The sequence below is a fragment of the Streptosporangium sp. NPDC002721 genome, assembly GCF_042888905.1.
GTDB lineage: Bacteria > Actinomycetota > Actinomycetes > Streptosporangiales > Streptosporangiaceae > Streptosporangium.
This window is the reverse complement of record NZ_JBIAQI010000001.1, coordinates 182,281-205,214: the sequence shown is the minus strand read 5'-3', so window position 1 is coordinate 205,214 and position 22,934 is coordinate 182,281. Positions and strand designations below refer to the sequence as shown.

Sequence of the window (22,934 nt, the reverse complement as noted above, 5' to 3'; positions counted from 1 at the left end):
GGGCCGCCGCGGGGCAGGGCACCGGGCACGTCCGCCCCGGGGCAGGCTCCTTCGAGCTCCCCAGGCTCCCCCGAGCTCCCTCAGGCTCCGAGGCAGGCGGGGCCGAGCAGCTGCTTCAGGTCGCCCATCAGCGCCGGGGACGGCGAGACCCTCAGGCGGTCGTCGAGGCGCACGATGGTGGTCTTCGGGCCGTTGTGGACCTGCAGGTGCACCTCGGTGGTGCCGGGGTGCGCGGTCAGCACCTCCTTGAGGCGGCCGACCACCGGCGGGGTGCACCGGGCCAGGGCGAGGCTGACGGCGAGCGGGCCACCGGCCTCGCGGGTCAGGTCGGGGGCCGTCACCTCCATCGCGATGATCTTCCCGACGTCCTCGCGCTTGTCCAGGCGGCCCTTGACGAACACGATGGCGTCCTCGGCGAGCACCGTCGCGCAGAGCTGGTACGCCGAGGGGAAGATCATCACCTCGATGGCACCCTCCAGGTCCTCCAGCTGGGTGAGGACCCAGGTGTCGCCCTTCTTGGTGACCTTGCGCTGCAGGCCGCTCAGGATCCCGCCGACGGTGACGACCTGGCCGTCGGGACGGTGCTCGTCCTGCAGCGCGGCGATCGAGCAGTCGGCGCCGGAGGCCAGGATGTGCTCCACGCCGAAGAGCGGGTGGTCGGAGACGTACAGGCCGAGCATCTCCCGCTCGAACTGCAGCAGGGTGTTCTTGTCCCACTCGCCCAGCGGGATCTGCACGTCGAAGGTCTCGTCCTCGGCGCCCTCGACGGCGCCGAACAGGGAGTCCTGGCCCTGGGCCTCGTTCTTCTTGATCCCGATGATGCTGTCGACGGCCTGCTCGTGGATCATCACCAGGCCCTTGCGCACGTGCCCGAAGGAGTCGAAGGCACCGGCCTTGACCAGCGACTCGATGACCCGCTTGTTGCAGACCACCATGGGAACCTTGCGCAGGAAGTCCTTGAAGTCGGCGAAGCGGCTCTTCTCCCGGCGCGCGGCGATGATCCCGTCGACCACGTTGCCGCCGACGTTGCGGATGGCCGACAGGCCGAACCGGACGTCGGTGCCGCGCGGGGTGAAGTCGAAGTCGGAGTCGTTGACGTCCGGCGGCAGCACCTTGATGCCCATCCGGCGGCACTCGTTGAGGTAGAGGGCCGACTTGTCCTTGTCGTCCTTCACCGAGGTGAGCAGGCCCGCCATGTACTCGGCCGGGTAGTTGGCCTTGAGGTAGGCGGTCCAGTAGGAGACCAGGCCGTAGGCGGCGCTGTGCGCCTTGTTGAAGGCGTAGTCGGAGAACGGCAGCAGGATGTCCCAGAGCGTCTTGATCGCCGCGGCCGAGTAGCCGTTGTCCTTCATGCCCTGCTCGAAGGACTCGAACTGCTTGTCCAGCTCCGACTTCTTCTTCTTGCCCATCGCGCGGCGCAGCAGGTCGGCCTTGCCGAGCGAGAACCCGGCGACCTTCTGCGCGATGGCCATGACCTGCTCCTGGTAGACGATCAGGCCGTACGTCGTGCCGAGGATCTCCTGCAGCGACTCCTCGAACTCCGGGTGGATCGGGACGATGTCCTGCTGGCCGTTCTTGCGCAGCGCGTAGTTGGTGTGGGAGTTGGCGCCCATCGGGCCGGGGCGGTACAGCGCGCCGACGGCGGAGATGTCCTCGAAGTTGTCGGGCTTCATCAGCCTCAGCAGCGACCGCATGCCGCCGCCGTCCAGCTGGAACACCCCCAGGGTGTCGCCCCGGCCGAGCAGCTCGTACGTCTTGCGGTCGTCCAGCGGCAGCTTGAGCAGGTCGATGGCCTCGCCGGTGTTGGCCTCGATCATCTTCAGGCAGTCGTCGATGATCGTGAGGTTGCGCAGGCCCAGGAAGTCCATCTTCAGCAGGCCGAGCGTCTCGCAGGTCGGGTAGTCGAACTGCGTGATGATCACACCGTCGGAGTCGCGGCGCATGATCGGGATGTAGTCGGTCAGCACCTCCGCCGACATGATGACCCCGGCCGCGTGCACGCCGGTCTGCCGGATCAGGCCCTCCAGGCCCCTGCCGAGGTCCATCGCCGACTTGACGTCGACGTCCTCCTCGTACAGCCTGCGCAGCTCGCCCGCCTCGTTGTAGCGCGGGTGCTCGGAGTCGAAGATGCCCGACAGCGGGATGTCCTTGCCCATCACCGCGGGCGGGAACGCCTTGGAGACCTTGTCACCCAGCGCGTACGGGTGCCCGAGGACGCGGGCCGCGTCCTTGATGGCCGCCTTCGCCTTGATGGTGCCGAAGGTGGCGATCATGGCGACCTTGTCGGCGCCGTACTTCTCCGTCACGTAGCGGATCACGTCGCCGCGCCTGCGCTCGTCGAAGTCGATGTCGACGTCGGGCATGGAGACGCGGTCGGGGTTGAGGAACCGCTCGAAGATCAGCCCGTGCGGCAGCGGGTCGAGGTCGGTGATGCCCAGCGCGTACGCGGCCAGCGAGCCGGCGGCCGAGCCTCGGCCGGGGCCGACGCGGATGCCGTTGTTCTTGGCCCACATGATGAAGTCGGCGACCACGAGGAAGTAGGAGGGGAACCCCATCTGCAGGATGACGCTCATCTCGAACTCGATCTGCGCGCGATGCTCCTCGTCGACGCCCTCGGGGAAGCGCCGCTCCATGCCCGCCCAGATCTCCTTGCGGAACCAGCTCTCCTCGGTCTCCCCCTCGGGCAGGGGGAAGGTGGGCATCAGGTTCTTGAAGCCGAACATGCCGCTCGGGTCGACCTTCTCGGCGACCAGCAGGGTGTTGCGGCAGCCCTCGGCCCACAGGTCGGAGGAGTCGACGGCGCGCATCTCGTCGGCGTTCTTGATGTAGTAGCCGCTGCCGTCGAAGCGGAAGCGGTCGGGGTCGGACAGCTGCTTGCCGGTCTGGATGCACAGCAGCGCGTCGTGCGAGGTCGCGTCCGACTCGTAGGTGTAGTGGGAGTCGTTGGTGACCAGCGGCGGGATGTTCAGCTCTTTGGAGATGCGGGTCAGGCCGTCGCGGACCCGGCGCTCGATGTCGAGCCCGTGGTCCATGATCTCCAGGTAGTAGTTGTCCTTGCCGAACAGGTCCTGGAACCTCGCCGCCGCCGCGACCGCCTCGTCGTACTGGCCCAGGCGCAGGCGGGTCTGCACCTCGCCCGACGGGCAGCCGGTGGTGGCCATCAGGCCCTCGGAGTGCTCGGCGAGGATCTCGGCGTCCATCCTGGCCCACTTGCGGACGAAACCCTCGGTGTAGGCGCGCGAGGAGAGCTTCATCAGGTTGCCCAGGCCCGTGGCGTTCTTCGCCCAGATGGTCATGTGGGTGTAGTAGCCACCCGCCGAGACGTCGTCGCGCTTCTGGTGCGGCTCGCCCCACAGCACCGGCTTCTTCTGGTGCCGGGAGGCCGGGGCGACGTAGGCCTCGATGCCGATGATCGGCTTGATCCCGGCGCCGGTCGCCTGCTTGTAGAAGTCGTAGGCGCCGTGCATGTTGCCGTGGTCGGTGATCGCGATGGCGGGCATCCCCAGGTCACCGACCTGTTTGAACATCTGCTTCAAACGGGCGGCCCCATCCAGCATGGAGTATTCCGTGTGAACGTGCAGATGCACAAACGAGTCTGACATGCGGCCCCGTCCTCCCCTAGTCGCACCGTCGGGGGGAAAGCGTATCCAAGTTGGGTTTCGGAAGTGCCCCTCACACTCCGGAGCACCCCTCCCGGCCCTCGGCCCCCCGGCCCTCCCGATGTGAGGTCCGCCCCCGGCCCATAGTACGGGTGACGGCACGTGTCACCTGGCGCCACGCGAGCGGAGCGCGGGCCGCGCCACCCCGCCCGGAGGGTGAGCGGAGGCCGTCCGGACGGAGCCCCTTGACGAGGGTTCCGGCGGGGTTTCCGGCGGGGGTTTCCGGCCGGAAGGCGGGGAGCCCGCGTTCCCGCCCCGTGCGAGTTTCGGCCGGTCACGGGTCGGACACTGTCGCGATCGGCTCCGCGCGGCCGGTTCATCCGATACAAAGGTGCAGGTCACACGGCGACTCTCAGATCGCCTTCCCGACATCCGCCACGTACTGGACACCGAATCTCACGATGTGGACATTTCCCCGGCGTGTGAGTCGATCACTTTACCGGGCTATGAGAGTATTCGGGGGTTCAGAAGGAGGTAAGCCGGTTGATGGCCGAAGCACAGCCCGAGGGGCGCCGTATCGCCTCCCGCTACCACCTGCTCGAAGCCATCGGCCGGGGTGGCATGGGCATCGTGTGGCGGGCCCACGACGAGCTCCTCGACCGTGAGGTCGCGATCAAGGAGGTCCGCTACGCCGACATGCTCGGCGAGGACAACCAGGAGGACTTCAACCGGCGCACCAAGCGCGAGGCGCGTGCCGCCGGGCGCCTGACGCACCCGAACGTGGTGGTCGTCCACGACGTCGTCGAGGAGGACGGGCGTCCCTGGATCGTCATGCAGCTGGTGGAGTCGCGCTCCCTCGGCAAGGTGCTGCGCCAGGACGGGCCGCTGCCGCCGCGGCGGGTCGCGGAGATCGGCCTCAAGCTGCTGGAGGCGCTGCGCGCCGCCCACGCCCAGGGAGTGCTGCACCGCGACGTCAAGCCGGAGAACGTGCTGCTGGCCGACGACGGCCGGGTGGTGCTGACCGACTTCGGCATCGCGACCCTGGAGGCCGAGACCGCGCTGACCATGACCGGCATCGCGGGCACCCCCGCGTTCATCCCGCCGGAGCGCATCAAGGGCGGCAGCGCGCAGCGCGAGTCCGACCTGTGGTCGCTCGGCGCGACCCTGTACGCCGCCGTCGAGGGCAAGCCCCCGCACGACCGGGGCGGGGCGCTGCCGACCATGCACGCCATCCTGAACGACGAGCCCGAGACCCCGGCCAACGCCGGGCCGCTGGCCCCCGTCCTCGAAGGGCTGCTCCGCAAGGACCCGGCGCTGCGCATGCCCTACAAGGAGGCCGAGCGGCTGCTGCGCCGGGTGGCCGAGGGCGAGGGCACCCGGGACCGGCCGGCCAGGACCGCCGTCATGCCGGCCGTGGACCCCTCGGACGAGACCGACCCCGGGATCGCCTTCCGGCCCGGCGCCGTCCCCGAGACGGGCGCGAAGCTGGACTCCGTACCCCCGGGACCCTCGGACGCGAAGAGCGACGCCCCGCCCGTGCCCGCGCCGCGCGCGGAGAGACCGAAGAGCGGCGCGAAGGCCGCGAAGGCGCCCGCCTCGGACGCGCCACGGCAGAAGCCCGCCCCCGCGAAGGACGCTCCCGAGGCGCCCGGTTCCGTGATGCCCGGTTTCGCCGCGGCCGGCGCCGTGGCGGCCGGTTCAGGGGAAGCCGGTTCGGCGGAGAAGGCCGGGGCGGCGCCGGAGAAGGGTGGCCAGGCCCCCGAGGCCGGGGCCGGCTCTCCCGTTCCGGACGCCGGAGCGGGTTCACCGGCTCCCGAGGCGCCCGAGGCGAAGGCCGGCGCGCAGGGCTCCGGGGCGGAGGCGGGCTCGAAGACCGGCAAGGGCACGCCCGCTCCCCCGGCGACCGCCGAGGCCGCGCCCCCGATCCTGGCCAGGTTCGCCCCCAAGCCGAGGCCCGCCGCCGATTCCAGGCCCGAACCCAAGGCCGGACCCGACCCGAAGGCCGAGCCCGACCCGAAGCCCGCGGCCGCGGCCCCGATCCTGGCCAGGTTCGCCCCCAAGCCGAAGCCCGCCGCCGGTCCGAAGCCCGGACCGGCCGCCGGTGCCACACCGGCCCGCGAGGCGAAGCCGGGCGCGGCGACTCCCGGTTCCGCGGCCGGGGAGGCTCCCCGGACGAGCCGTGAGGACACCCCTCCGGCCGGGGGACAGCAGAAGCCGGCCGCTCGCCCCAACCCCTTCCCGCCCGTGGGGCGCGAGCCCGCGCCGGGGCCCGCCGGGACGCCCGTCTCCGCCTCCAGGGCCGAGCCCGCTCCGCGTGAGCCCTCGCCCCCTTACGGCGGCGAGGACCACGGCACGTACGTCGAGGGGCACGACGTCCACTCCGGCGGCGCCTACTCCGGCGGTTCATATTCCGGGGGGAGCGACACGCTCGACTCGCGAGGGTCGGGCGGGTCGGGCAACTCCCCGGTGAAGCGGGGCCTGCTGGTGCTCCTGCCCGCGTTGCTGATCGTCGGCGGGATCGCCGGCTGGATCGGCATGCGCAGCGGCGACGGCGACGAGGCCCCGCAGGCCAGGCCGGGCGGGCCGAGCGCGTCCAGCGCCTCGAACGCCCCGAGCGGCACCGCCGAGACGACCCCGGAGGGCTCACCGGACCCGGAGACGTCGCCGTCCTCGTCGGAGGAACCCCCGGCGTCCCCCTCCCCCAGCCCGAGCCCCACCAAGAAGGAGGAGGAGAAGTCCGCCCTCCCCTCCGGCTGGAAGATGCACAAGGACTCCAACGGCTTCTCGATCGGCCTGCCCAAGGGGTGGGGCGTGGACCAACGGCCCGGCCAGCAGGTGTGGTTCCGCGGCCCCGACCGGACGAGCTTCGTCTTCGTCGAGTACGTCGACAAGGCGGGCCCCGACCCGAAGAAGGACTGGGAGGACCAGGAGCCGTCCGCCCGGGGCAGGTTCCCCGGCTACGACCGGATCCGGATCGCGAACGTCAAGTACATGGTGAAGGCCGCCGACTGGGAGTTCACCTGGAACACCAACTCCGGCAAGGCCCGCGTGATCAACCGGGGGTTCGTCACCAAGGGCGGCCGGGGGTATGCGATTTACTGGCATACCCTGGCCAAGGACTGGAAGAAGAACATGCATCTCTTCGAAGGGTTCGCCGCGACCTTCTCCTCGAAAAAGTGAGCGGGAGCCCCACCGCCTGCGGTCGGTGAGTTTGGGAGGGCGGGGGATGGCGGAAAGGAAGGTGGCGGGCCGCTACCGGCTGCTCGAACACATCGGCGAGGGCGGCATGGGCATCGTCTGGCGTGCCCACGACGAGCTCCTCGACCGGGTGGTGGCCGTCAAGGAGGTCCGCTATCGAGGAGTCGACGAGGCCGCGCGCACCGACCTGAACCGGCGCACCATCCGCGAGGCCAGGACCGCCGGGCGCCTCGACCACCCCTCCGTGGTCATCGTGCACGACGTGGTCGAGGAGGACGGGCGTCCCTGGATCGTCATGCAGCTGGTCCGGTCCCGGTCGCTGGGCGAGATCGTCCGTACGGGCGGGCCGCTCCCGCCCGAGCGGGTCGCCTCGGTGGGGCTGCACGTGCTGGGCGCGCTGCGGGCCGCGCACGCCGCGGGGGTGCTGCACCGCGACGTCAAGCCGGAGAACGTGCTGCTGGCCGACGACGGCCGGGTGGTGCTGACCGACTTCGGCATCGCCTCCATGACGCAGGAGACCGGCATCACCCGTACGGGCGCGATGGTCGGTACCCCCGCGTTCCTGCCTCCCGAGCGGCTGCACGGGCTGCCCGCCACCCCCGAGTCGGACCTGTGGTCGCTCGGGGCGACGCTGTACGCGGCGCTGGAGGGCCGCCCCCCGTTCGAGCGGGCCACGGCGGCGGCCACCATGATGGCCGTCCTGCACGGCGAGCCCAGCCCCATGGGCCACTCGGGACCGCTGGCGACGGCGATCCTCGGCCTGATGGCGAGGGATCCCGCCGCCCGGATGGTCCCCGACCAGGCCGAGGCCCTGCTCGGCCGCGTCTCCTCCCCCGGACCGGCCTCCGGGCGGGCGGAGCGTCCCGGGCCCGTCTCCGGGCAGGCGTACGCCTCCCCCGGGTTCCACACCGACCCGCCGCGCGCCGACCCGCCACCGCGGCGTCAGAGCGCGTGGCAGCAGGGGTACGGTGCCCCCTCCGGCGGTCCGGGGCAGCCTTCGCACCCCGTCACGCCCACCCATCCGGGACAGTCGCCGTACGCGTCCGGGCACACGCGCCCCCAGCAGCCGTCGTACGCGGACCACGAGGCGTACGCGCCGCGCGAACAGTCCCCGTACACACATCCCGAGGCGTACGCGCCACGCGAGCAGGCTCCGCACACGAACCCCGAGGCGTACGCACGCCACGAGCAATCTCCCTACATGCCCGCGCACCACGGGCAGCCCTCCTACCCCCCTCCCGGACAGCGACAGGCCCACGACTCCAGGCCCCCGGTTCCCGGTTCCTGGCCGGGGCTGGAGCAGTCCACGGACGCGGGGGCCGCGCCCGCGCGGCGGGCGGGGACGGCACGGACGGCGCTGCTGGCCGGGGCGGGCGCGCTCGTGGTGGCGGCCGGGGTCGGCGCGTGGCTGCTGTTGCAGAATCCCGGCGGCCCGGCCGACACCGTGGACGACCGGGCCGACATCACGGTCCCGACCGCGGAACCCACCGGCTCCACCCCCACCGCTTCCACCCCGGAGCCGAGCCCGACGGCGACGCCGCGACCCGGCCGGGTCGTCCCGGCGGGCTGGCGGCTGCACCGCGACCCGATGGGCTTCTCCGTCGCGGTGCCCAGGAACTGGCAGGTCAAGCGCTTCGCCGGCCGCGACAGGGTGGAGTTCCGCGCCCCCGGCGCGAGTGGTTTCCTGTGGATCGAGTCGACCGACGACCCGGAGAAGAACCCGGTCAGGCACTGGCAGAAGGTGGAGAAGGCCGGGAGGGCCGACAACGTCTGGCCCGGCTACCGGCGGATCGGCATCACCTCGCTGGTCTACCGGGGGGTGCCGGCCGCCGACTGGGAGTTCACCTACCTCAAGAACGGGGTCCGCACGCGCGTCCTGGACCGGGGCTTCCGCACCCTCGCCGACAGGCCGTACGCGATCTACTGGGAGAGCCCGGCCGCGGGGTGGGACCGCTCGTTCTTCGACACGTTCACCAAGACCTTCCGGCCGTGAACGGCCCCATGAGCGGCCCTGTGAGCGACCCCTGTGAGCGGCCACGTGAGCAGCACATGAGCGGCGCATGAGCGGTCAGGAGAGGGCGCGTTTCTGGCGCACCCCGGCCCTGCCGGGGGTGGACCTCCTCAAGGCCAGGTACGTGACCCACCGCTTCCCGCCGCACGCGCACGAGAGCTACGCGATCGCGATGGTCCTGTCGGGGGTGGAGGAGTTCGCCTACCGGGGCACCGTCCACCGCGCGGGGCCCGGCAGCCTGAGCACGCTCAACCCCGAGGAGGCGCACGACGGCTACGCGGGCGTCCCCGGCGGGTGGTCCTACCGGGTGCTGTACCCCTCGGTCGAGTTCGTCTCCGGGATCGCCGCCGAGCTGGTGGCCGGGCACGGCACGCCCTGCTTCCCCGAGACCGTCACCTACCATCGGCCCACCGTCGCGCTGCTGCGGGCCGCGCACGACGCCGCGGAGAGGGGTGACGACCTCGCCTCCTCGACGCTGGCCCGCACGGCGTTCGCCGCCCTGCTCAGCGGGCACGCCTCCCGCCGTCCCGCGGACGCCCCGCACCGGGACGACGACCCGGCGGTGCGGCGTGCCCGGGAGATCCTGCACGAGCGGCTCGTCGACCCGCCCACGATCGAGGACCTGGCCCGGGCGGTGGACACGAGGCCCTTCACCCTGATCCGGGCCTTCAAGGCGGCCACCGGGCTTCCCCCGCACGCCTACCTGAACACGCTGCGGATCATCCGGGCCCGGCGGCTGCTCCAGTCGGGAACCCCTCCCGCGCAGGTCGCCGGGGATGTGGGCTTCACCGACCAGGCCCACCTGAGCAGGCACTTCACCCGGACGGTGGGCGTGCCCCCGGCCGCGTACCAGCGTGCAGGAACGTACAAGACCAGGGCTTGAAGCCGTACATAAGCTCACCGCCATGGAAACAACCACTCGTTCCTCCGCGATCAGGGACGGACTGGGCGTGGGGATCGCCGTCGGCCTGGCGGGGGTGGCCTTCGGCGCCGCGGCGGTCACCGCGGGGCTCAGCGTCGCGCAGGCGTGCGTGCTGAGCCTGTTCGCCTTCACCGGCGCCTCGCAGTTCGCCCTGGTCGGCGTCGTCGCGGGCGGCGGCAACCTGGTCGCGGGCACGGCCGGCGCGATGCTGCTGGGCGCCCGCAACAGCCTGTACGGGCTCCGCCTGGCCGGGGTGCTCGACATCCGGGGCTGGCGCAGGCCGCTGACGGCCCAGGGGGTGATCGACGAGACGACCGCGGTCGCCCTGGCCCAGCCGGACGAGGAGTCGTCCAGGACCGCGTTCCTGGTCACCTTCGCCAGCCTGTACCTGACCTGGAACGCCACCACCCTGGTCGGCGCGCTGGGCACCTCCTGGGTGGCCGACCCCGCGGTGTTCGGCCTGGACGCGGTCGGTCCCGCGACGTTCCTCGCCATCCTGTGGCCCCGGCTCACCGGGAGCGGCGCCGAGGCCCGCGCGCTGCGCCTGATCGCGGGCTGCGGCGCGGCGGTCGCGCTGGCCGCGACCCCGTTCACCCCGCCGGGCGTGCCCGTGCTGCTCGCGTCCGTGGCCGTGCTCGCGGTGATCCTGAGGAGACCGAAGTGACCGTCCGGCGGACCGCGCCCGCGACGACCCCGAGGAGACCGAAATGACCGTCCGGCGGACCGCACTCGCGACGACCCCGAGGAGACCGAAGTGACCGTCCGGCGGACCGCGCCCGCGACGACCCCGAGGAGGCCGAAGTGACCGTCTGGTGGGCCGTCGTCGCCACCTGCGTGGCCTGTTACGCGTTGAAGCTCGCCGGGCTGTCGGCCCCGCGCCGCGTCCTCGACCACCCCGGGGTGCAGCGCTTCGCGACGCTGGTCCCGGTCGCGCTGCTGGCGGCGCTGATCGCGGTGCAGACCTTCGGCGACGGGCAGGCGCTGCACCTCGACTGGCCGCGCACCGCGGGGATGGGCGCCGCCGTCGTGGCACTGCTGCTGCGCGCCCCCTTCCTGGTGGTCCTCGCGGCGGCGGCCGTCGTCACCGCCGCGCTGCGCCACCTGCTGAGCTGACCCCCTCACCGCCGCACCGGGCCGCGTCCTGAGACGTGGTCGTCACCTGCCCCTGTCCGGCGCGGGGCCGGGAGCGTCACCTCGTGCCGCGTCCTGGGGCAGGAGCGGGGGCGTCACCTCGCTCCGCGTCCGGGGCGAGGTCAGGGCCGGAGCCGGGGCCAGGGCCGGTAGCTCGCGGGAACCGTACGCGGAAGGTGGCACCCGCGCCGGGGCGGGAGGTGACCGTGGCGTCGCCGCCGTGCGCGGCGGCGACGGCGGCGACGATGGACAGCCCGAGGCCCGCTCCCCCGTGGCGGGCACCGTCACGGGGGTGGGCGGCCCGGTGGAAACGCTCGAAGACCAGGGCTCCCTGCTCCTCGGTGAGGCCGGGCCCCTCGTCGGCCACCTCGACCACGGCGTGCTCGCCGTCCGCCCGGACCCTGACGACCGCCGGGGTCCCCTCGGGGGTGTGGCTGAGCACGTTGGCCAGCAGGTTGCCGACGATCTGGCGGATCCTGGCGGCGTCGCCGGGCACCTCGACGGGCCCCTCGCACTCCAGCGACAGCGGCCGGAGCGGCTCGATGGCGAGGGTGTCGGCCACCGCGTCGGCGGCGAGCGAGGTCAGCTCCACCGGGGAGCGTTCCAGGGGACGGCCCTGGTCGAGGCGGGCCAGCAGCAGCATCTCGTCGACCAGGGAACCCATCCGGGTGGCCTCGGCCTCGATCCTGCGCATGGCCTTGGCCAGGTCCTCCGGCCGGGTGGCCGCGCCGCGCCGGAACAGCTCGGCGTAGCCGCGGATGGAGGCGATCGGGGTGCGCAGCTCGTGGGAGGCGTCGGCGACGAAACGGCGCAGGCGGTCCTCCGACGCCTCGCGTTCGCGGAACGCCTCCTCGATCTGGGCGAGCATCTGGTTGAGCGCGTGGCCCAGGCGGCCCACCTCCCCGGTGGGGGGCGCCGCCTCGATGCGGCGTTCCAGGTTGCCCTCGCCGATGGCCGCCGCGGTCTCGACGATGCGGTCCAGGGGACGCAGCCCGCGGCGGATCAGGTGGGTGGCGAGCAGGGTCAGGCAGGCGAGCGCGAACACCGAGGAGCCGATCATGACCAGCGCGACGCGTTCGGTCAGCTCGTCGGAGGCGGCCATCAGCGCCTCGGGGGTGGTCAGGGCGAGCAGCCTGGCGCCGCCGTGGCCGCGCCAGTCCTGCAGCGCGCCGAACGTCGCCCCCGCCGCCGCCCCGAGCGCCAGGGCGACCAGGCCCACGACGGTGAGCACGAGGCGGGTCCGCAGCGACATCAGTCTTCCCTGGGCAGGCGCACGACGTATCCCACCCTGGGCACGGTGTGGATGAGCGGCGGGTGGGACGCGTCGACCTTGCGGCGCAGGTAGCTGATGTAGGTCTGCACGACCCCGTCGTTGCCGCCGAAGTCGTACTCCCACACGTGGTCGAGGATCTGCCGCTTGGAGACGACCTTGCCCGCGTTCGCCACCAGGAAGCGCAGCAGCTTGAACTCCGTCGGGGTGAGGTCGACGCGCCGGCCGTCGCGCCACACCTCGTGGGCGTCCTCCTCGATGACCAGGTCGGCGAAGGTCACCCTGGCGCCCTCGGCGCCGGTCCGCCGCGTCCGGCGCAGCACGGCGCGGACCCTGGCGATCAGCTCCTCCAGGCTGAACGGCTTGGTGACGTAGTCGTCGCCTCCCACGGTCAGCCCGCCGATCTTGTCCTCGGTGGCGTCGAGCGCGGTGAGGAAGACCACAGGCACCTCCGACCCCGCCATCCTGATCCGGTGGCAGACCTCCGTGCCGAGCACGTCGGGCAGCATCACGTCCAGGACGATCAGGTCGGGGTCGAAGCTCTCGGCCAGCGACACCGCCGAGGCGCCGGTCGCGGCGATCGCCGTCTCGAACCCCTCGTAGCGGAGGGCGGTCGCGACCAGATCGGCGAGATAGGGCTCGTCGTCTACCACCAGTATTCGGCTCACCCGACAAGTCTCACCCGGCAGATCTTTGAAAGACCATAGAAAACTCTGTGAAGAGTGATTCACAGACCGCTCCAAGGACGGGCACACAGGGATCGAAGATCTTTTTGTTGCACTGGACGGCATGGAGAGAATCTCGGTTTTCGTACTGCGACGCAAAGGGCTGGTCGCCCTGCTGGCCGTGCTGGGATTCCTGGTGGGTATGGGCGCGACGCCGTTCGCGATCCAGCGGCTCTCCGAGCAATACTCACATCCGGGAATGCCCGCTTTCGATGCCAATCAGGAAATTGTCAGAATTTATGGGAATGGCGGCTACCAGCGGCCGTTCGTCCCGGTAATCGTGTTCCCCGAGGGAACGCGCGCCGCCGAGCAGAAGGAGACCCTCGGCCGCGCGTTCGCCGCCGTCTCCGCCAGGCTCCCCCAGGCCCGCGTGGTCTCGTACGCCGGCACCGGCGACCCCCGGCTGATCGGCTCCGACGGCCGGACCACGTTCGGGCTGGTCTTCCCCGGCACCTACTCCGACGGCAGCCCGCCGGGCGGCGGCCTCGGCGAGACGCCGAACGAGAGCCCGGTCATCGTCGCGGCGATGACCCCCGTGCTGCCGCCGGGCGCGAGCGTCCACGTCACGGGGCTGGACACCCTCGCGCCGAGCGTGGACGCGGGCGGCGTGGACGTGCCCGCCAAGATCGGCATCGGGGTGGTCGCCGCGGTGCTCGTCCTGCTGCTGGTGTTCCGCTCGGCGCTGGCCTTCGTACCGCTCCTCATCGCGGTCCTGTCCATCTTCGTGTCGTTCATCGTGATCCTGGCGCTGACGACGGTGATGACCGTGCACGACGTGGCCCTCACCACGATGCCCCTGCTGGGGCTGGGCATCGCGGTCGACTACTCGCTGCTGCTGGTGGCCCGCTGGCGGGAGGAGCGGGCGGGCGGGCACCGGGGCGACGAGGCAGTGCACCGGGCCATGGCGGGCGCGGGGCGGGCGGTGCTGTTCAGCGGCGTCGCGGTCGCGATCGGCCTGGTGACCATGGTGGTGCTGCCGGTGCCGTTCCTGCGCAGCCTCGGCCTCGCCGGGATGATCATCACGGCGGTGAGCGTGGCCACGACGCTGACCGTGCTGCCGGTGCTGCTCGCCCTCACCGGGCAGCGGCTCGACCGCAGGCGCGCCCGCGACGGCCGGGGCGGGCTCCCCTTCCGGCGCGAGGCGCGGGCCGGGCGGGCCTGGTCGGCGTGGGCGCGCGGCGTGGTGCGGCTGCGGTGGCCCGCCGCCCTGCTCACCGGCGGGGTGCTGATCGCGCTGACGGTGACCGCCCTGGGCGTCAACCTCGGCCTGCCGGAGAGCAGGAACCTGCTCACCTCCGGGCCCGGCCACGAGGGGCTGTCCGCGCTGCGCCAGGCGGGCGTGCCCGCCGGCTCGATCACCCCGTTCGACGTCCTGGTCACCGGCGACCCCGCGCGGACCGCCGAGAGGCTGCGGGGCGTGGAGGGCGTGTCGGCGGTGCTCGCCCCCGACGACCCGTCCTGGCGCCGCGACGGCACCGCCGTCGTCACCGTGCTCCCGGCGGCGGAGAACGGCACCGCCGAGGGCGAGGCGACCATCACCCGCGTACGCGAGGCGGCACCGCCCGGCGCGCGGGTCGGCGGCAACGCGGCGCAGAGCATGGACTTCCAGGAGCGCACCTACGGGGCTTTCCCCTGGATGCTCGGCCTGATCGCGCTGGTCACGTTCGTCATGCTGGCGCGGGCGTTCCGCTCGCTGCTGCTGCCGCTGAAGGCGATCGTCGTCAACCTGCTCTCGCTGGGCGCGGTGATCGGCGCGATGGTGGTGCTGTGGCAGTTCGGCTGGGGGACCAGGGAACTGCTGGACATCCAGCCCACCGGCTCGATCGGCGAGTTCGTGCCGCTCACCATCTTCGCCTTCCTGTACGGCCTGAGCATGGACTACGAGGTGTTCATCCTGGCCAGGATGCGCGAGGAGTACGACAGGTCGGGCAGCACGGAGCACGCGGTGATCGAGGGGGTGGGCCGCACCGGGCGGCTGGTCACCTCGGCGGCGCTCATCCTGTTCATCTCCTTCACCGCGCTGGCCATGACCCCCGAACTGGACGTGAAGGTGTTCGCCAGCGGCCTCGCCCTGGGCATCTTCCTGGACGCCACCCTGATCCGCGGCATCCTGGTCCCGGCGGTGGTCGCGATGATGGGCCGGTGGAACTGGTGGCTGCCCGTCTGGGCGGCCCGGATCCTGCGGGTGGCGCCCTCGCCGCTGAGGGACGAGAACCCCGAGCCGGTCCGCGTCCCGGAACCGGTCTAGGCCCCCGGAGCCGGTCCTGCGAACTCCGGGACCGGCTCCGGGTCTGGAACCGACCCCTGGAACCGGCCCCTGGGGCCGGAACCGATCCGGCCCCGGAGCCGATCCGGGGCCCCACCGGCTCCGGGGGCCCGGGGACAGCGAGACGGCCACCGCCTTGGAGAGGCGGTGGCCGTTCGTGGGTCTTGCCGGTTGTCCGGCCCGTCAGACGGCCGTGAGCACGGCCGCGGAGTTGAAGCCGCCGGAGCCGCGGGCCACGACCAGCGCGGCCGACAGCCCGTCCGCGGCCCTGGCCTCGGTGACCAGGTCCACGCCCTCGACAACGGTGGTGCCGGCCGTCGGCGGGATGACCCCGTTGGCCAGGGACAGGGCCGCCCACGCGACGTCGAGGGCCGCGCCGCCGGAACACAGGCGGCCGGTCATCGTCTTGGGCACCGTCACCGGCACGCGGCGGGCGCCGAACACCTCCCGCAGCGCCGCCACCTCCCGCGCGTCCCTCACCGGATCACCGGCTCCGTCGGCGAAGACCACCCCGACGTCGTCCGGGCCGAGACCGGCGCGGGCGATCGCCTCGCGCATGGCCCTGGCGTACTGGCGGTGGTCGGGAGCCGGGTCGGCCACGTGGTGGGCGTCGTGGGTGGAGGCGGTCCCGGCGATCTCGGCGTAGACCGTGGGGGCGCACCGGCCCAGGGCGCTGTGCCGGTCCTCCACGATGAGCATCGCGCCGCCCTCGCCGGGGACGTGGCCGCCCGCGCCGGGGGCGAAGGGCCGGTAGGCCGCGGCCGGGTCGCTCGCGCGGCTCACCGTCGCCTCACCGGCCTGGCAGGCGAGCGCGTACGGCGACAGCGGTGCCTCGGTGCCGCCGGTCACGACGACCTCGGTGCCCCGGCGGATCAGCCGGGCCGCCTCGGCCAGCGCGTCGATCGCCCCGGCCGCGTCCGCGACCAGCACCCCGCAGGCACCCTTGAGCTGGTGCCTGATGGACAGCTGGCCGCTGCTCGCGGCGTAGAACCAGCCGATGGACTGGTAGGCGCTCACCGCCCGGGGGCCCTTGCTCCACAGCGCCTGGATCTCCCGCTGCCCGAAGGCGTTCCCCCCGGAGGCCCCCGCGGTCACCACCGACAGGTCGAACGGGTCCTCCCTCGCCGGGTCGAGCGCGGCGTCGGCCAGGGCGAGCTCGGTCGCGGCGAGGGCGAACCAGGTCCAGCGGTCGGTCTGCACCAGCAGCTTGCTGTCGACGAACTCGCGCTCGTCGAAACCGGCGACCTCCCCCGCGAGCCGGATCGGCGCCCCGGCGGCGTCGAACGACGTCACCGGGCCGATCCGGCTCCGTCCGGTCAGGGACTCCTCCCAGTGCTCGGCCACGCCGACCCCCGTCGGGGCGACCACGCCGATCCCGGTTATCACCGCTCTGCGGCCGCTCGTCGGCCCGCCTCCGGGTTCAGGGAAGATCATCGGTCCGTCTCCCGCCCGGGGAAGATCATCGGTCCGTCTCCGGCTCAGAGAAGATCATCGGCTCGCCTCCGGGTCAGAGAAGATCATCGCGGACTGGAAACCGCCGAAGCCGCTGCCCGCGGAGAGCGCGTGCGCGGCGGTCACCTCGCGGGCGACCAGGGGGATGTAGTCGAGGTCGCACTCGGGGTCGGGGGTGGTCAGGTTGGCGGTGGGCGGGACCACGCCCCGCTGCAGCACCAGGGCGCAGGCGGCCATCTCGATCGAGCCGACCGCGCCGAGCGAGTGGCCGATCACCGACTTGATCGAGCTGATCGGCACCCGCCGGGCGTGGTCGCCGAGGCTCCGCTTGTAGGCGGACGTCTCGTGCCGGTCGTTCTGCCTGGTCCCCGACCCGTGGGCGCTGACGTAGCCGATGTCCCCGGGGTCGAGCCGGGCCTGGCCGAGCGCGTCGGCGATGGCCTCGCCCAGTTCGAGGCCGTCGGGCCGCAAGCCGGTCATGTGGAAGCCGTTGGCCCGCGCCGCGTACCCGGTGACCTCGCAGTAGACGCGGGCGCCGCGCCGGCGGGCGTGTTCCAGCTCCTCCACCACCAGCACCGCCGCGCCCTCGCCGAGGACGAAGCCCCTGCGCCCGGCGTCGAAGGGCCGCGAGGCCGCCTCGGGCTCGCCGTTGTCCGGGCTGGTGGCGCGGATGGCGTCGAAGCACGCCACGGTGATCGGGGAGATCGGCGCGTCCGACGCCCCCGTGATCATCACGTCCGCCTCGCCGTCCTGGACGAGCCGGTAGGCCCGGCCGATGGCGTCGATGCCGGAGGTGCAGCCGGTCGAGACGACGGCGGCCGGGCCGTTCACGCCGAACCGGACCGCGAGCTCGGCCGCCGCGCTGGAGGGCACCAGCGCCTGGTAGACGAACGGCTTGAGGTGACGGTGGTCCACCTCCCAATCCCTGCCGCGGTCGCTGGCGACCACGTACTCCTCCTCCAGGGTGATGGTCGCCCCCACCGCCGAGCCGAGGCTGACCCCGGCCCGCTCGGGGTCGGCCGCGCCGAGGTCGAGGCCGGAGTCGGCCACCGCCTCGTCGGCGCAGGCGACGGCGAGCTGGGTGAAGCGGTCCATCCGCCGGACCTCGCGCGGGGTGAGCCCGCAGGCGGCCGGGTCGAAGTCGACCTCGGCCGCGATCTGGGAGCGGAACGGGGACGGGTCGAAGGCGGTGATCCGGCGGACGGCCGGTTTGCCGTCCACGATCCGGTTCCAGAACTCCTCCCGGCCCACCCCGCCCGGGGCGATCACCCCGATGCCGGTGACGACGACCCGCCTCATGTTCCCGCCCTCTCCGGGTGGGGCTCGGTGTCCACGTGCCCGAGTTCGGGCCTCGGGGCGAGCGGGCTGAGCTGGAAGACCACGAGCGCGTCGTCCTCGCCGATATTGGTGAGGCGGTGCCTGACGTGGCGCGGGACGAGCAGCGCCTGCTCGGCGCCGACGGTGAGCGGCTCGCCGTCGAGGTCCACCCTGAGCGTCCCGGTCGCGACGAACACGTACTCCTCCGAGTAGGGGTGGTAGTGCTCGGAGACGCCCTCACCCGGCGCCAGCCGTACGGCGCCGCAGAAGCCCGACGAGGAACCGCAGGTCGCCGGGGAGACCAGGGTGCGCAGGTCGCCGCCGCGGCGGGTGTTGGACGGCACGTCGTGGAAGCCCACGACGCGGCGGCGCCGCCGCTCCACCCTCTCCTTGATCAGCGCCATCTGGACCGCGGAGCCGGCGTTGATCCGGTCGGTCATCGCCTGCGTGTCGACCGGGGCCTCGGGCCTCATGTGGAAGTCCTGCACCCAGCGCATGCGCGTACGGTCGGGGCCGAGCTCCTCGTAGACCCAGGTGATGTTCATGAACTCGAACGGCCCGGTCTCCACCCGGCGCGCCCGGACCGTCCAGGTGTCGCGGTCCCAGGAGCGCTCCGACACCCAGGACCAGACGCGGTCCTGCTCGTCGGGGTGCATGGTGAGCCGGAAGGTCGCCGAGTCGTCCGACTCGGCGAGAACCTCCACCTTGGCGTACTCGGAGAAGAGCTCCGGCCAGGTCCGGACGTCGTTCGTCCGGTCCCAGACGAATCCGATGGGCGCGTCGATCTCGATCGCGTTGTCGGTGTGTCCGATCATGATGTGCGTCCTCCCCCTCCGGCGCCGGTCACGGCCAGCCGCTCGGTCACGAGTTCTCTCATCAGGGACGGCGTGGTCCCGGCCGTCAGCTGTTCCTCCACGTCCACCCCGAACCGGTCCTGGATCCGGGTGGCGATCTCCACCCGGGCCAGCGAGTCGAGGTCCAGCTCGTCGAAGCTGAGCTCCAGGGCGTCGTCCCCGGCCGCGGGGTCCAGGCCCACGGCGAGCAGCAGTTCGCGCACGTTCTCGTCGGTGAATGGCATCGTCGTCGTTTCCCGTCGTCGGTCGGTGTCTGCCGATCGGAGGTGGCGGTCGGTGTCTTGAGCCCCGCCGGTGTCTGCCGATCGGAGGTGGCGGTCGGCGTCTTGAGCCCCGCCGATGTCTGTCGAGTGCCTGCCTGCGGCCTGGAAGTGCCCGCCGGTGTCCCGGGAGGCTCGGGAGGCTCGGGCCGGTGCTGCCGCCGCTGCCGGGGGACGTCCGCCGTCGCGCACGGCGTCGACGAGCCAGATGCGGGCCGAGCCGACCGCTTGGGGGTCCGCCATCGCGGGGACGGGACGCCCCAGCCCCCGGGCGAGGTCGGCCTGGTGGGTCACCGTGGCACGCCAGCCGTACCCGGCGAGCCACCTCTCCGGGTCCTCCACGGCGGACCGCCAGGCGGCCTGGGTGGAGGCGAGCCTGCTCATCGCGGGCCGCATCTGCGGCAGGTCGGCGTACGCCCGGTTGACGTGCTCGACGGCGAGCCTGCTGCCGGGAAGCGACAGCTCGGAGACCTCGCCGAGGACGCGCGCGCCGTCCTCCGGCGTGAGATACATCAGCACGCCCTCGATCAGCCAGGCGATCGGCTCGCCGGGGTCGAGGCCCGCGGCGAGCAGCGGCGACGACCAGTCCTCGCGCAGGTCGGCGGAGACGACCGTACGGTCGCAGGCGGGCCGGACGCCCCGGCCGGCCAGTGCCCTCTCCTTACGGGCGATCAGATCCGGCAGGTCGACCTCGAACAGGCGGGTGCCCTTGGGCCATTCGAGCCGGAACGCGCGGGTGTCCAGGCCGGCGGCGAGCAGGACCACCTGCCGCCGTCCCGCCGCCGTGGCCTCGCGCAGCCGGTCGTCGAAGAAGCGGGTGCGCAGGACGAAGTGCTCACCGGCGCGGCGGCCCGCCTCGCTGATCCCGGTGATCCGCCCCGCGGCGTCGGCGAGCGGGCCCGCCAGCGGGTCGTCGAAGAGCCGGTCGGGCCGCGCGCTCTCGGCCTCCCTGGCCTGGGCGATCACCACCGCGGTGCGGCTCACACCGGCGGCCGGGCCGGGGCCTTCGATGAGTCGGGTCATTCCTCGCTCCTGTCTGCGGTGAGGCTTCCTGCGGGGAGGCTTCCTGCGGGGAGGCTTCCTGCGGGGAGGCTTCCTGCGGTGAAGTCGACGGCCATGGTCAGCCGGTAGGTCTCGCGGTAGACCAGCCGGTCGAAGGTGAGGCGCATGAACGCGTCGCGCGCCGCGCAGGCGAGCGGGTGCCGCCAGCGGGTGAGCTCGCCGTTGGCCCGCGACCGCCGGACCATCCGGGTGGTGCGCCCCACCCGCCGCGCCTCGTAGGCGGCCAGCGCCCGCGGCACGTCGCCCCCGGCGAGCTCGTCGGCCAGCACGAGGGCGTCCTCGATCGCCTGGCCCGCGCCCTGGCCGAGGTTGAACGTCATGGGGTGGGCCGCGTCCCCCAGCAGCGTCACCGGGCCGTGGCTCCAGCGCCGCAGCGGGGGCCGGTCGAAGACATGCACCGGGGTGACGTCGTCCGCCCCGGTGGCCGCGATCAGGCCGGGAACCGGGTCGGGCCAGCCGGCGAACTCCGCGGCCAGCATGTCGGGGACGCTCACCCCGAGCCTCGGGGCGACCCGGTCGCCGAGCACCCCGTCCCAGTAGACGTGGTCGTCGGCGAGCCGGTAGCAGACGAACCACCGGCCGCGTCCCCAGGTGCTGAGGAAGGTGTTCGCGGGCACCCCGGAACCCGGCAGCCGGATCACCCCCTGGAAGGCGGTGAACCCGGCGTAGCGGGGCGGCGGGTCCCCGGGGAGCAGCGCCGCGCGTACGGCCGAGCGCAGCCCGTCCGCGCCGACGAGCAGGTCCGCCCGCTCCTCGCGGCCGTCGCCGAACCGGGCGACGACACGGCCGCCCTCCGCGGTGAGGCCGGTGAACCGGGAGCCCGTCACGAGGTCGTCCCCCACCTGGCCGGCGAGGAGGGTGTGCAGTCCGGGGCGGCTGACGCTGTAGACGGGGGCGCCGAGGGGACCCGCCATGCGCGCCATGGACCACTCCGCGATCCGGCGCCCGCGCGCGTCCCTGAACAGGTGCCGGTGCAGCTCGTGACCGATCTCGCGGACCCCGGGCTCCAGCCCGAGCTCGCGCAGCGCCAGCACGGCGTTGTGCCAGAGCACCAGCCCGTGTCCCGCCCGTGCCGCGCGGGGTCCGGGGGCGCGTTCGTGCACGCTGACCTCGGCTCCCGCGGCCCGCAGCGCCAGCGCCACGGTCAGCCCGCCGATGCCGCCCCCGACCACGACCACCCTCACGCGGGCCCCCGCGCGACGGCCGCCACGGCGGGCTCGACCTCGGCCTCGGCCTCGACTTCGGCTTCGGCCTCGGCTTCGGGCGAGGCGCCCGGCTCCGCTTCCTCCCCGACCGGCGCGCCCGCCTCCGTCTCCGCCCGGATCAGGAAGCGCAGCGAGCGGGCCCCGCTCAGGCACTCCCGCATCGGCCGGACGAGCTCGCGGTGCTCCTCGGTGGCCTCCCAGGCGAGGAAGTCGGCCAGCCGGCGCCACTCGCTGGTGATCAGCCACTGCTCGGGGTCGGTGGCCGACTGGCAGACCTGGTCCTTGAGATGCCCCGGTACGCCGCCGGACACCTCGTACCGGATCTTCTCGTAGGCCGCCAGGAAGTCCTCCCGCCGCTCGGCGAGCACCCTGACCAGGAAGACGATCCGGGCCCTCACCGGGGACCTCCCACCCCGGGCGGCGGCCCGCCGCCGAGTTCCGACCCGAACTCGAACCTGCCCAGCACCGGCACGCAGCTCCCGTACAGGCCGTCGGCGGCCTCGCTGGTCAGGAAGGCCACGACCCTGGCGACCAGGTCGGGGGTGACGGTGTGGTCGAAGTTCATCCCGGGGCGTTCCCGGCGCTTGTCCGGGGTGTCGGCCATGGTCATGACGATGGTGTTGGCGTGGATGCCGCTCCGCTTCACCTCATGCGCGATGGAGCGGACCCAGGCGACCAGGGCCGCCTTCGCCGCGGCGTACGCCGACAGCGCGGGCAGCGGCTCGTCGGCGAGGGGGGTGCTGAAGTAGACCAGCCGCGCGCCCTCGGTCAGGTGCGGCAGGACCGCCTGGGTGGCGGTGACGGCCGACAGGAAGTTGTCGCGCAGCATCCGCTCGTAGACGCCGGGGTCCGTCAGGAACAGCGGCCCGGCCCGGAAGCCGCCGGCCATGTGGACCAGCCCGTCGAGCCTGCCGAAGCGCCCGACCGCCTCCTCGGCGGCCAGGCGGGCGCCCTCGGGGTCGGAGACGTCCGTGACGAGCGTCTCGACGCGCCCGGCGACGCCGTGCCGCCCCTCCAGCGGGGCGAGGCGGTCCTTGTCGCGGCCGGTGAGCAGCAGCCGGTCGCCCCTGGCGCCGAGCCGCTCGATCACGGCCTCGGCGAGCCGGCCGGTGGCCCCGGTGACGACGAAGGCCGGGGCGGTCATCGGACCGGCTCCGCGACCCGGGTGGTCACGTGGTCCATCAGGGCCGACAGGAAGAAGGCCCGCGCGCCGTCGGGGCCGCCCATGTCGCGCGGGACCGCGAGGTAGCCGTCCAGCTCGCGCTCCAGCCTCTGGATGCCCGGCTGCCTGGACAGGTGGGCCATCACGCTCGGCAGGTTGCCGTCGATCTCGATGACCCGGACGACCGTGGTGCCCTTCATGAAGATCGAGGTGCTCAGCAGCCGGGTGCCGTCGGGGGTCTCCCACTCGGGGGGGTCGTAGCTCGACAGCAGTTCCCTCACCGCCGCCTCCGCACCGGGCCTGATCTGGAAGGTGATCGCGTAACGCTGCATCGGGCTTCCCTGGGTCGGGGCGGCCGTCCGCCGCCTTGTGGGAACAGCCTGTTCGCGGCGGGCCGGGCTGTCTTCCGCCCCGCGGCCGGACCTGCGCTCCCCCGGCGGTGGGGCCCTCTCCGCCTCGGGCGGGAGCCCGTGGCTCCTCACCGGAGATCCCCGGCCACC

General features: G+C 73.0%; 17 protein-coding genes. 6 read left to right on the top strand and 11 right to left on the bottom strand.

Annotated features, from left to right (window positions below; all coding sequences use genetic code 11):
- Positions 1-80: 80 nt before the first annotated feature.
- Complete coding sequence (gene dnaE, locus ACFYWM_RS00875; protein WP_389906987.1) at positions 81-3,602, bottom strand: DNA polymerase III subunit alpha; 3,522 nt, start codon at positions 3,600-3,602, stop codon at positions 81-83.
- 543 nt (positions 3,603-4,145) lie between these two features.
- On the opposite strand from dnaE, the gene ACFYWM_RS00870 reads away from it, so the two are divergent.
- The 5 genes from ACFYWM_RS00870 to ACFYWM_RS00850 all read left to right on the top strand — a co-directional run bounded on the left by ACFYWM_RS00870 (position 4,146) and on the right by ACFYWM_RS00850 (position 10,843).
- Positions 4,146-6,779, top strand: a complete 2,634-nt coding sequence (locus ACFYWM_RS00870) for a protein kinase (protein WP_389906985.1) — start codon at positions 4,146-4,148, stop codon at positions 6,777-6,779.
- Positions 6,780-6,825: 46 nt separating this feature from the next.
- Positions 6,826-8,790 (top strand): protein kinase, encoded by a 1,965-nt coding sequence (locus ACFYWM_RS00865; protein WP_389906983.1) that lies wholly within the window; start codon positions 6,826-6,828, stop codon positions 8,788-8,790.
- A gap of 67 nt (positions 8,791-8,857) precedes the next feature.
- A complete protein-coding gene (locus ACFYWM_RS00860) occupies positions 8,858-9,691 on the top strand; it encodes an AraC family ligand binding domain-containing protein (RefSeq protein ID WP_389906981.1) in 834 nt (277 codons plus the stop codon).
- A gap of 22 nt (positions 9,692-9,713) precedes the next feature.
- Positions 9,714-10,394 carry an AzlC family ABC transporter permease gene (locus ACFYWM_RS00855; RefSeq protein WP_389906979.1) on the top strand — a complete coding sequence of 227 codons (681 nt, stop codon included), beginning with the start codon at positions 9,714-9,716 and terminating at the stop codon, positions 10,392-10,394.
- 137 nt (positions 10,395-10,531) lie between these two features.
- Positions 10,532-10,843 (top strand): AzlD domain-containing protein, encoded by a 312-nt coding sequence (locus ACFYWM_RS00850; protein ID WP_389906977.1) that lies wholly within the window; start codon positions 10,532-10,534, stop codon positions 10,841-10,843.
- Positions 10,844-10,919: 76 nt separating this feature from the next.
- On the opposite strand, the gene ACFYWM_RS00845 is transcribed toward ACFYWM_RS00850, so the two are convergent.
- A complete protein-coding gene (locus tag ACFYWM_RS00845) occupies positions 10,920-12,113 on the bottom strand; it encodes a sensor histidine kinase (RefSeq protein ID WP_389906975.1) in 1,194 nt (397 codons plus the stop codon).
- Positions 12,113-12,799, bottom strand: coding sequence for a response regulator transcription factor (locus ACFYWM_RS00840; RefSeq protein ID WP_389906973.1), 687 nt, complete (start codon positions 12,797-12,799; stop codon positions 12,113-12,115). The genes ACFYWM_RS00845 and ACFYWM_RS00840 overlap by 1 nt, the downstream gene beginning before the upstream one ends.
- 121 nt (positions 12,800-12,920) lie before the next feature.
- Here ACFYWM_RS00840 and ACFYWM_RS00835 point away from each other — a divergent pair, with 121 nt between their 5' ends.
- Positions 12,921-15,104 carry an MMPL family transporter gene (locus ACFYWM_RS00835; RefSeq protein ID WP_389906971.1) on the top strand — a complete coding sequence of 728 codons (2,184 nt, stop codon included), beginning with the start codon at positions 12,921-12,923 and terminating at the stop codon, positions 15,102-15,104.
- 201 nt (positions 15,105-15,305) lie between these two features.
- Here the strand turns inward: ACFYWM_RS00835 and ACFYWM_RS00830 are convergent, their stop codons facing one another.
- Genes ACFYWM_RS00830 through ACFYWM_RS00795 form a run of 8 tightly spaced genes read right to left on the bottom strand, consistent with a single transcriptional unit; the run spans position 15,306 to position 22,766 of the window.
- A complete protein-coding gene (locus ACFYWM_RS00830) occupies positions 15,306-16,556 on the bottom strand; it encodes a beta-ketoacyl synthase N-terminal-like domain-containing protein (protein WP_389906969.1) in 1,251 nt (416 codons plus the stop codon).
- A gap of 54 nt (positions 16,557-16,610) precedes the next feature.
- Positions 16,611-17,873 carry a beta-ketoacyl-[acyl-carrier-protein] synthase family protein gene (locus ACFYWM_RS00825; protein WP_389906967.1) on the bottom strand — a complete coding sequence of 421 codons (1,263 nt, stop codon included), beginning with the start codon at positions 17,871-17,873 and terminating at the stop codon, positions 16,611-16,613.
- The gene (locus ACFYWM_RS00820; RefSeq protein ID WP_389906965.1) at positions 17,870-18,706 is read right to left on the bottom strand and encodes a cupin domain-containing protein; all 837 of its coding nucleotides are present in this window, start codon (positions 18,704-18,706) and stop codon (positions 17,870-17,872) included. Before ACFYWM_RS00820 ends, ACFYWM_RS00825 begins: the two co-directional genes overlap by 4 nt.
- Positions 18,703-20,028 (bottom strand): SAM-dependent methyltransferase, encoded by a 1,326-nt coding sequence (locus tag ACFYWM_RS00815; protein WP_389906963.1) that lies wholly within the window; start codon positions 20,026-20,028, stop codon positions 18,703-18,705. The genes ACFYWM_RS00820 and ACFYWM_RS00815 overlap by 4 nt, the downstream gene beginning before the upstream one ends.
- Complete coding sequence (locus ACFYWM_RS00810; protein WP_389906961.1) at positions 20,025-21,251, bottom strand: FAD-dependent monooxygenase; 1,227 nt, start codon at positions 21,249-21,251, stop codon at positions 20,025-20,027. The genes ACFYWM_RS00815 and ACFYWM_RS00810 overlap by 4 nt, the downstream gene beginning before the upstream one ends.
- Positions 21,248-21,670 carry an antibiotic biosynthesis monooxygenase family protein gene (locus ACFYWM_RS00805; protein WP_389906959.1) on the bottom strand — a complete coding sequence of 141 codons (423 nt, stop codon included), beginning with the start codon at positions 21,668-21,670 and terminating at the stop codon, positions 21,248-21,250. Before ACFYWM_RS00805 ends, ACFYWM_RS00810 begins: the two co-directional genes overlap by 4 nt.
- A complete protein-coding gene (locus tag ACFYWM_RS00800; protein WP_389906957.1) occupies positions 21,667-22,416 on the bottom strand; it encodes an SDR family oxidoreductase in 750 nt (249 codons plus the stop codon). The genes ACFYWM_RS00805 and ACFYWM_RS00800 overlap by 4 nt, the downstream gene beginning before the upstream one ends.
- Positions 22,413-22,766, bottom strand: a complete 354-nt coding sequence (locus ACFYWM_RS00795) for a SchA/CurD-like domain-containing protein (RefSeq protein WP_389906955.1) — start codon at positions 22,764-22,766, stop codon at positions 22,413-22,415. The genes ACFYWM_RS00800 and ACFYWM_RS00795 overlap by 4 nt, the downstream gene beginning before the upstream one ends.
- Positions 22,767-22,934 lie beyond the last annotated feature (168 nt).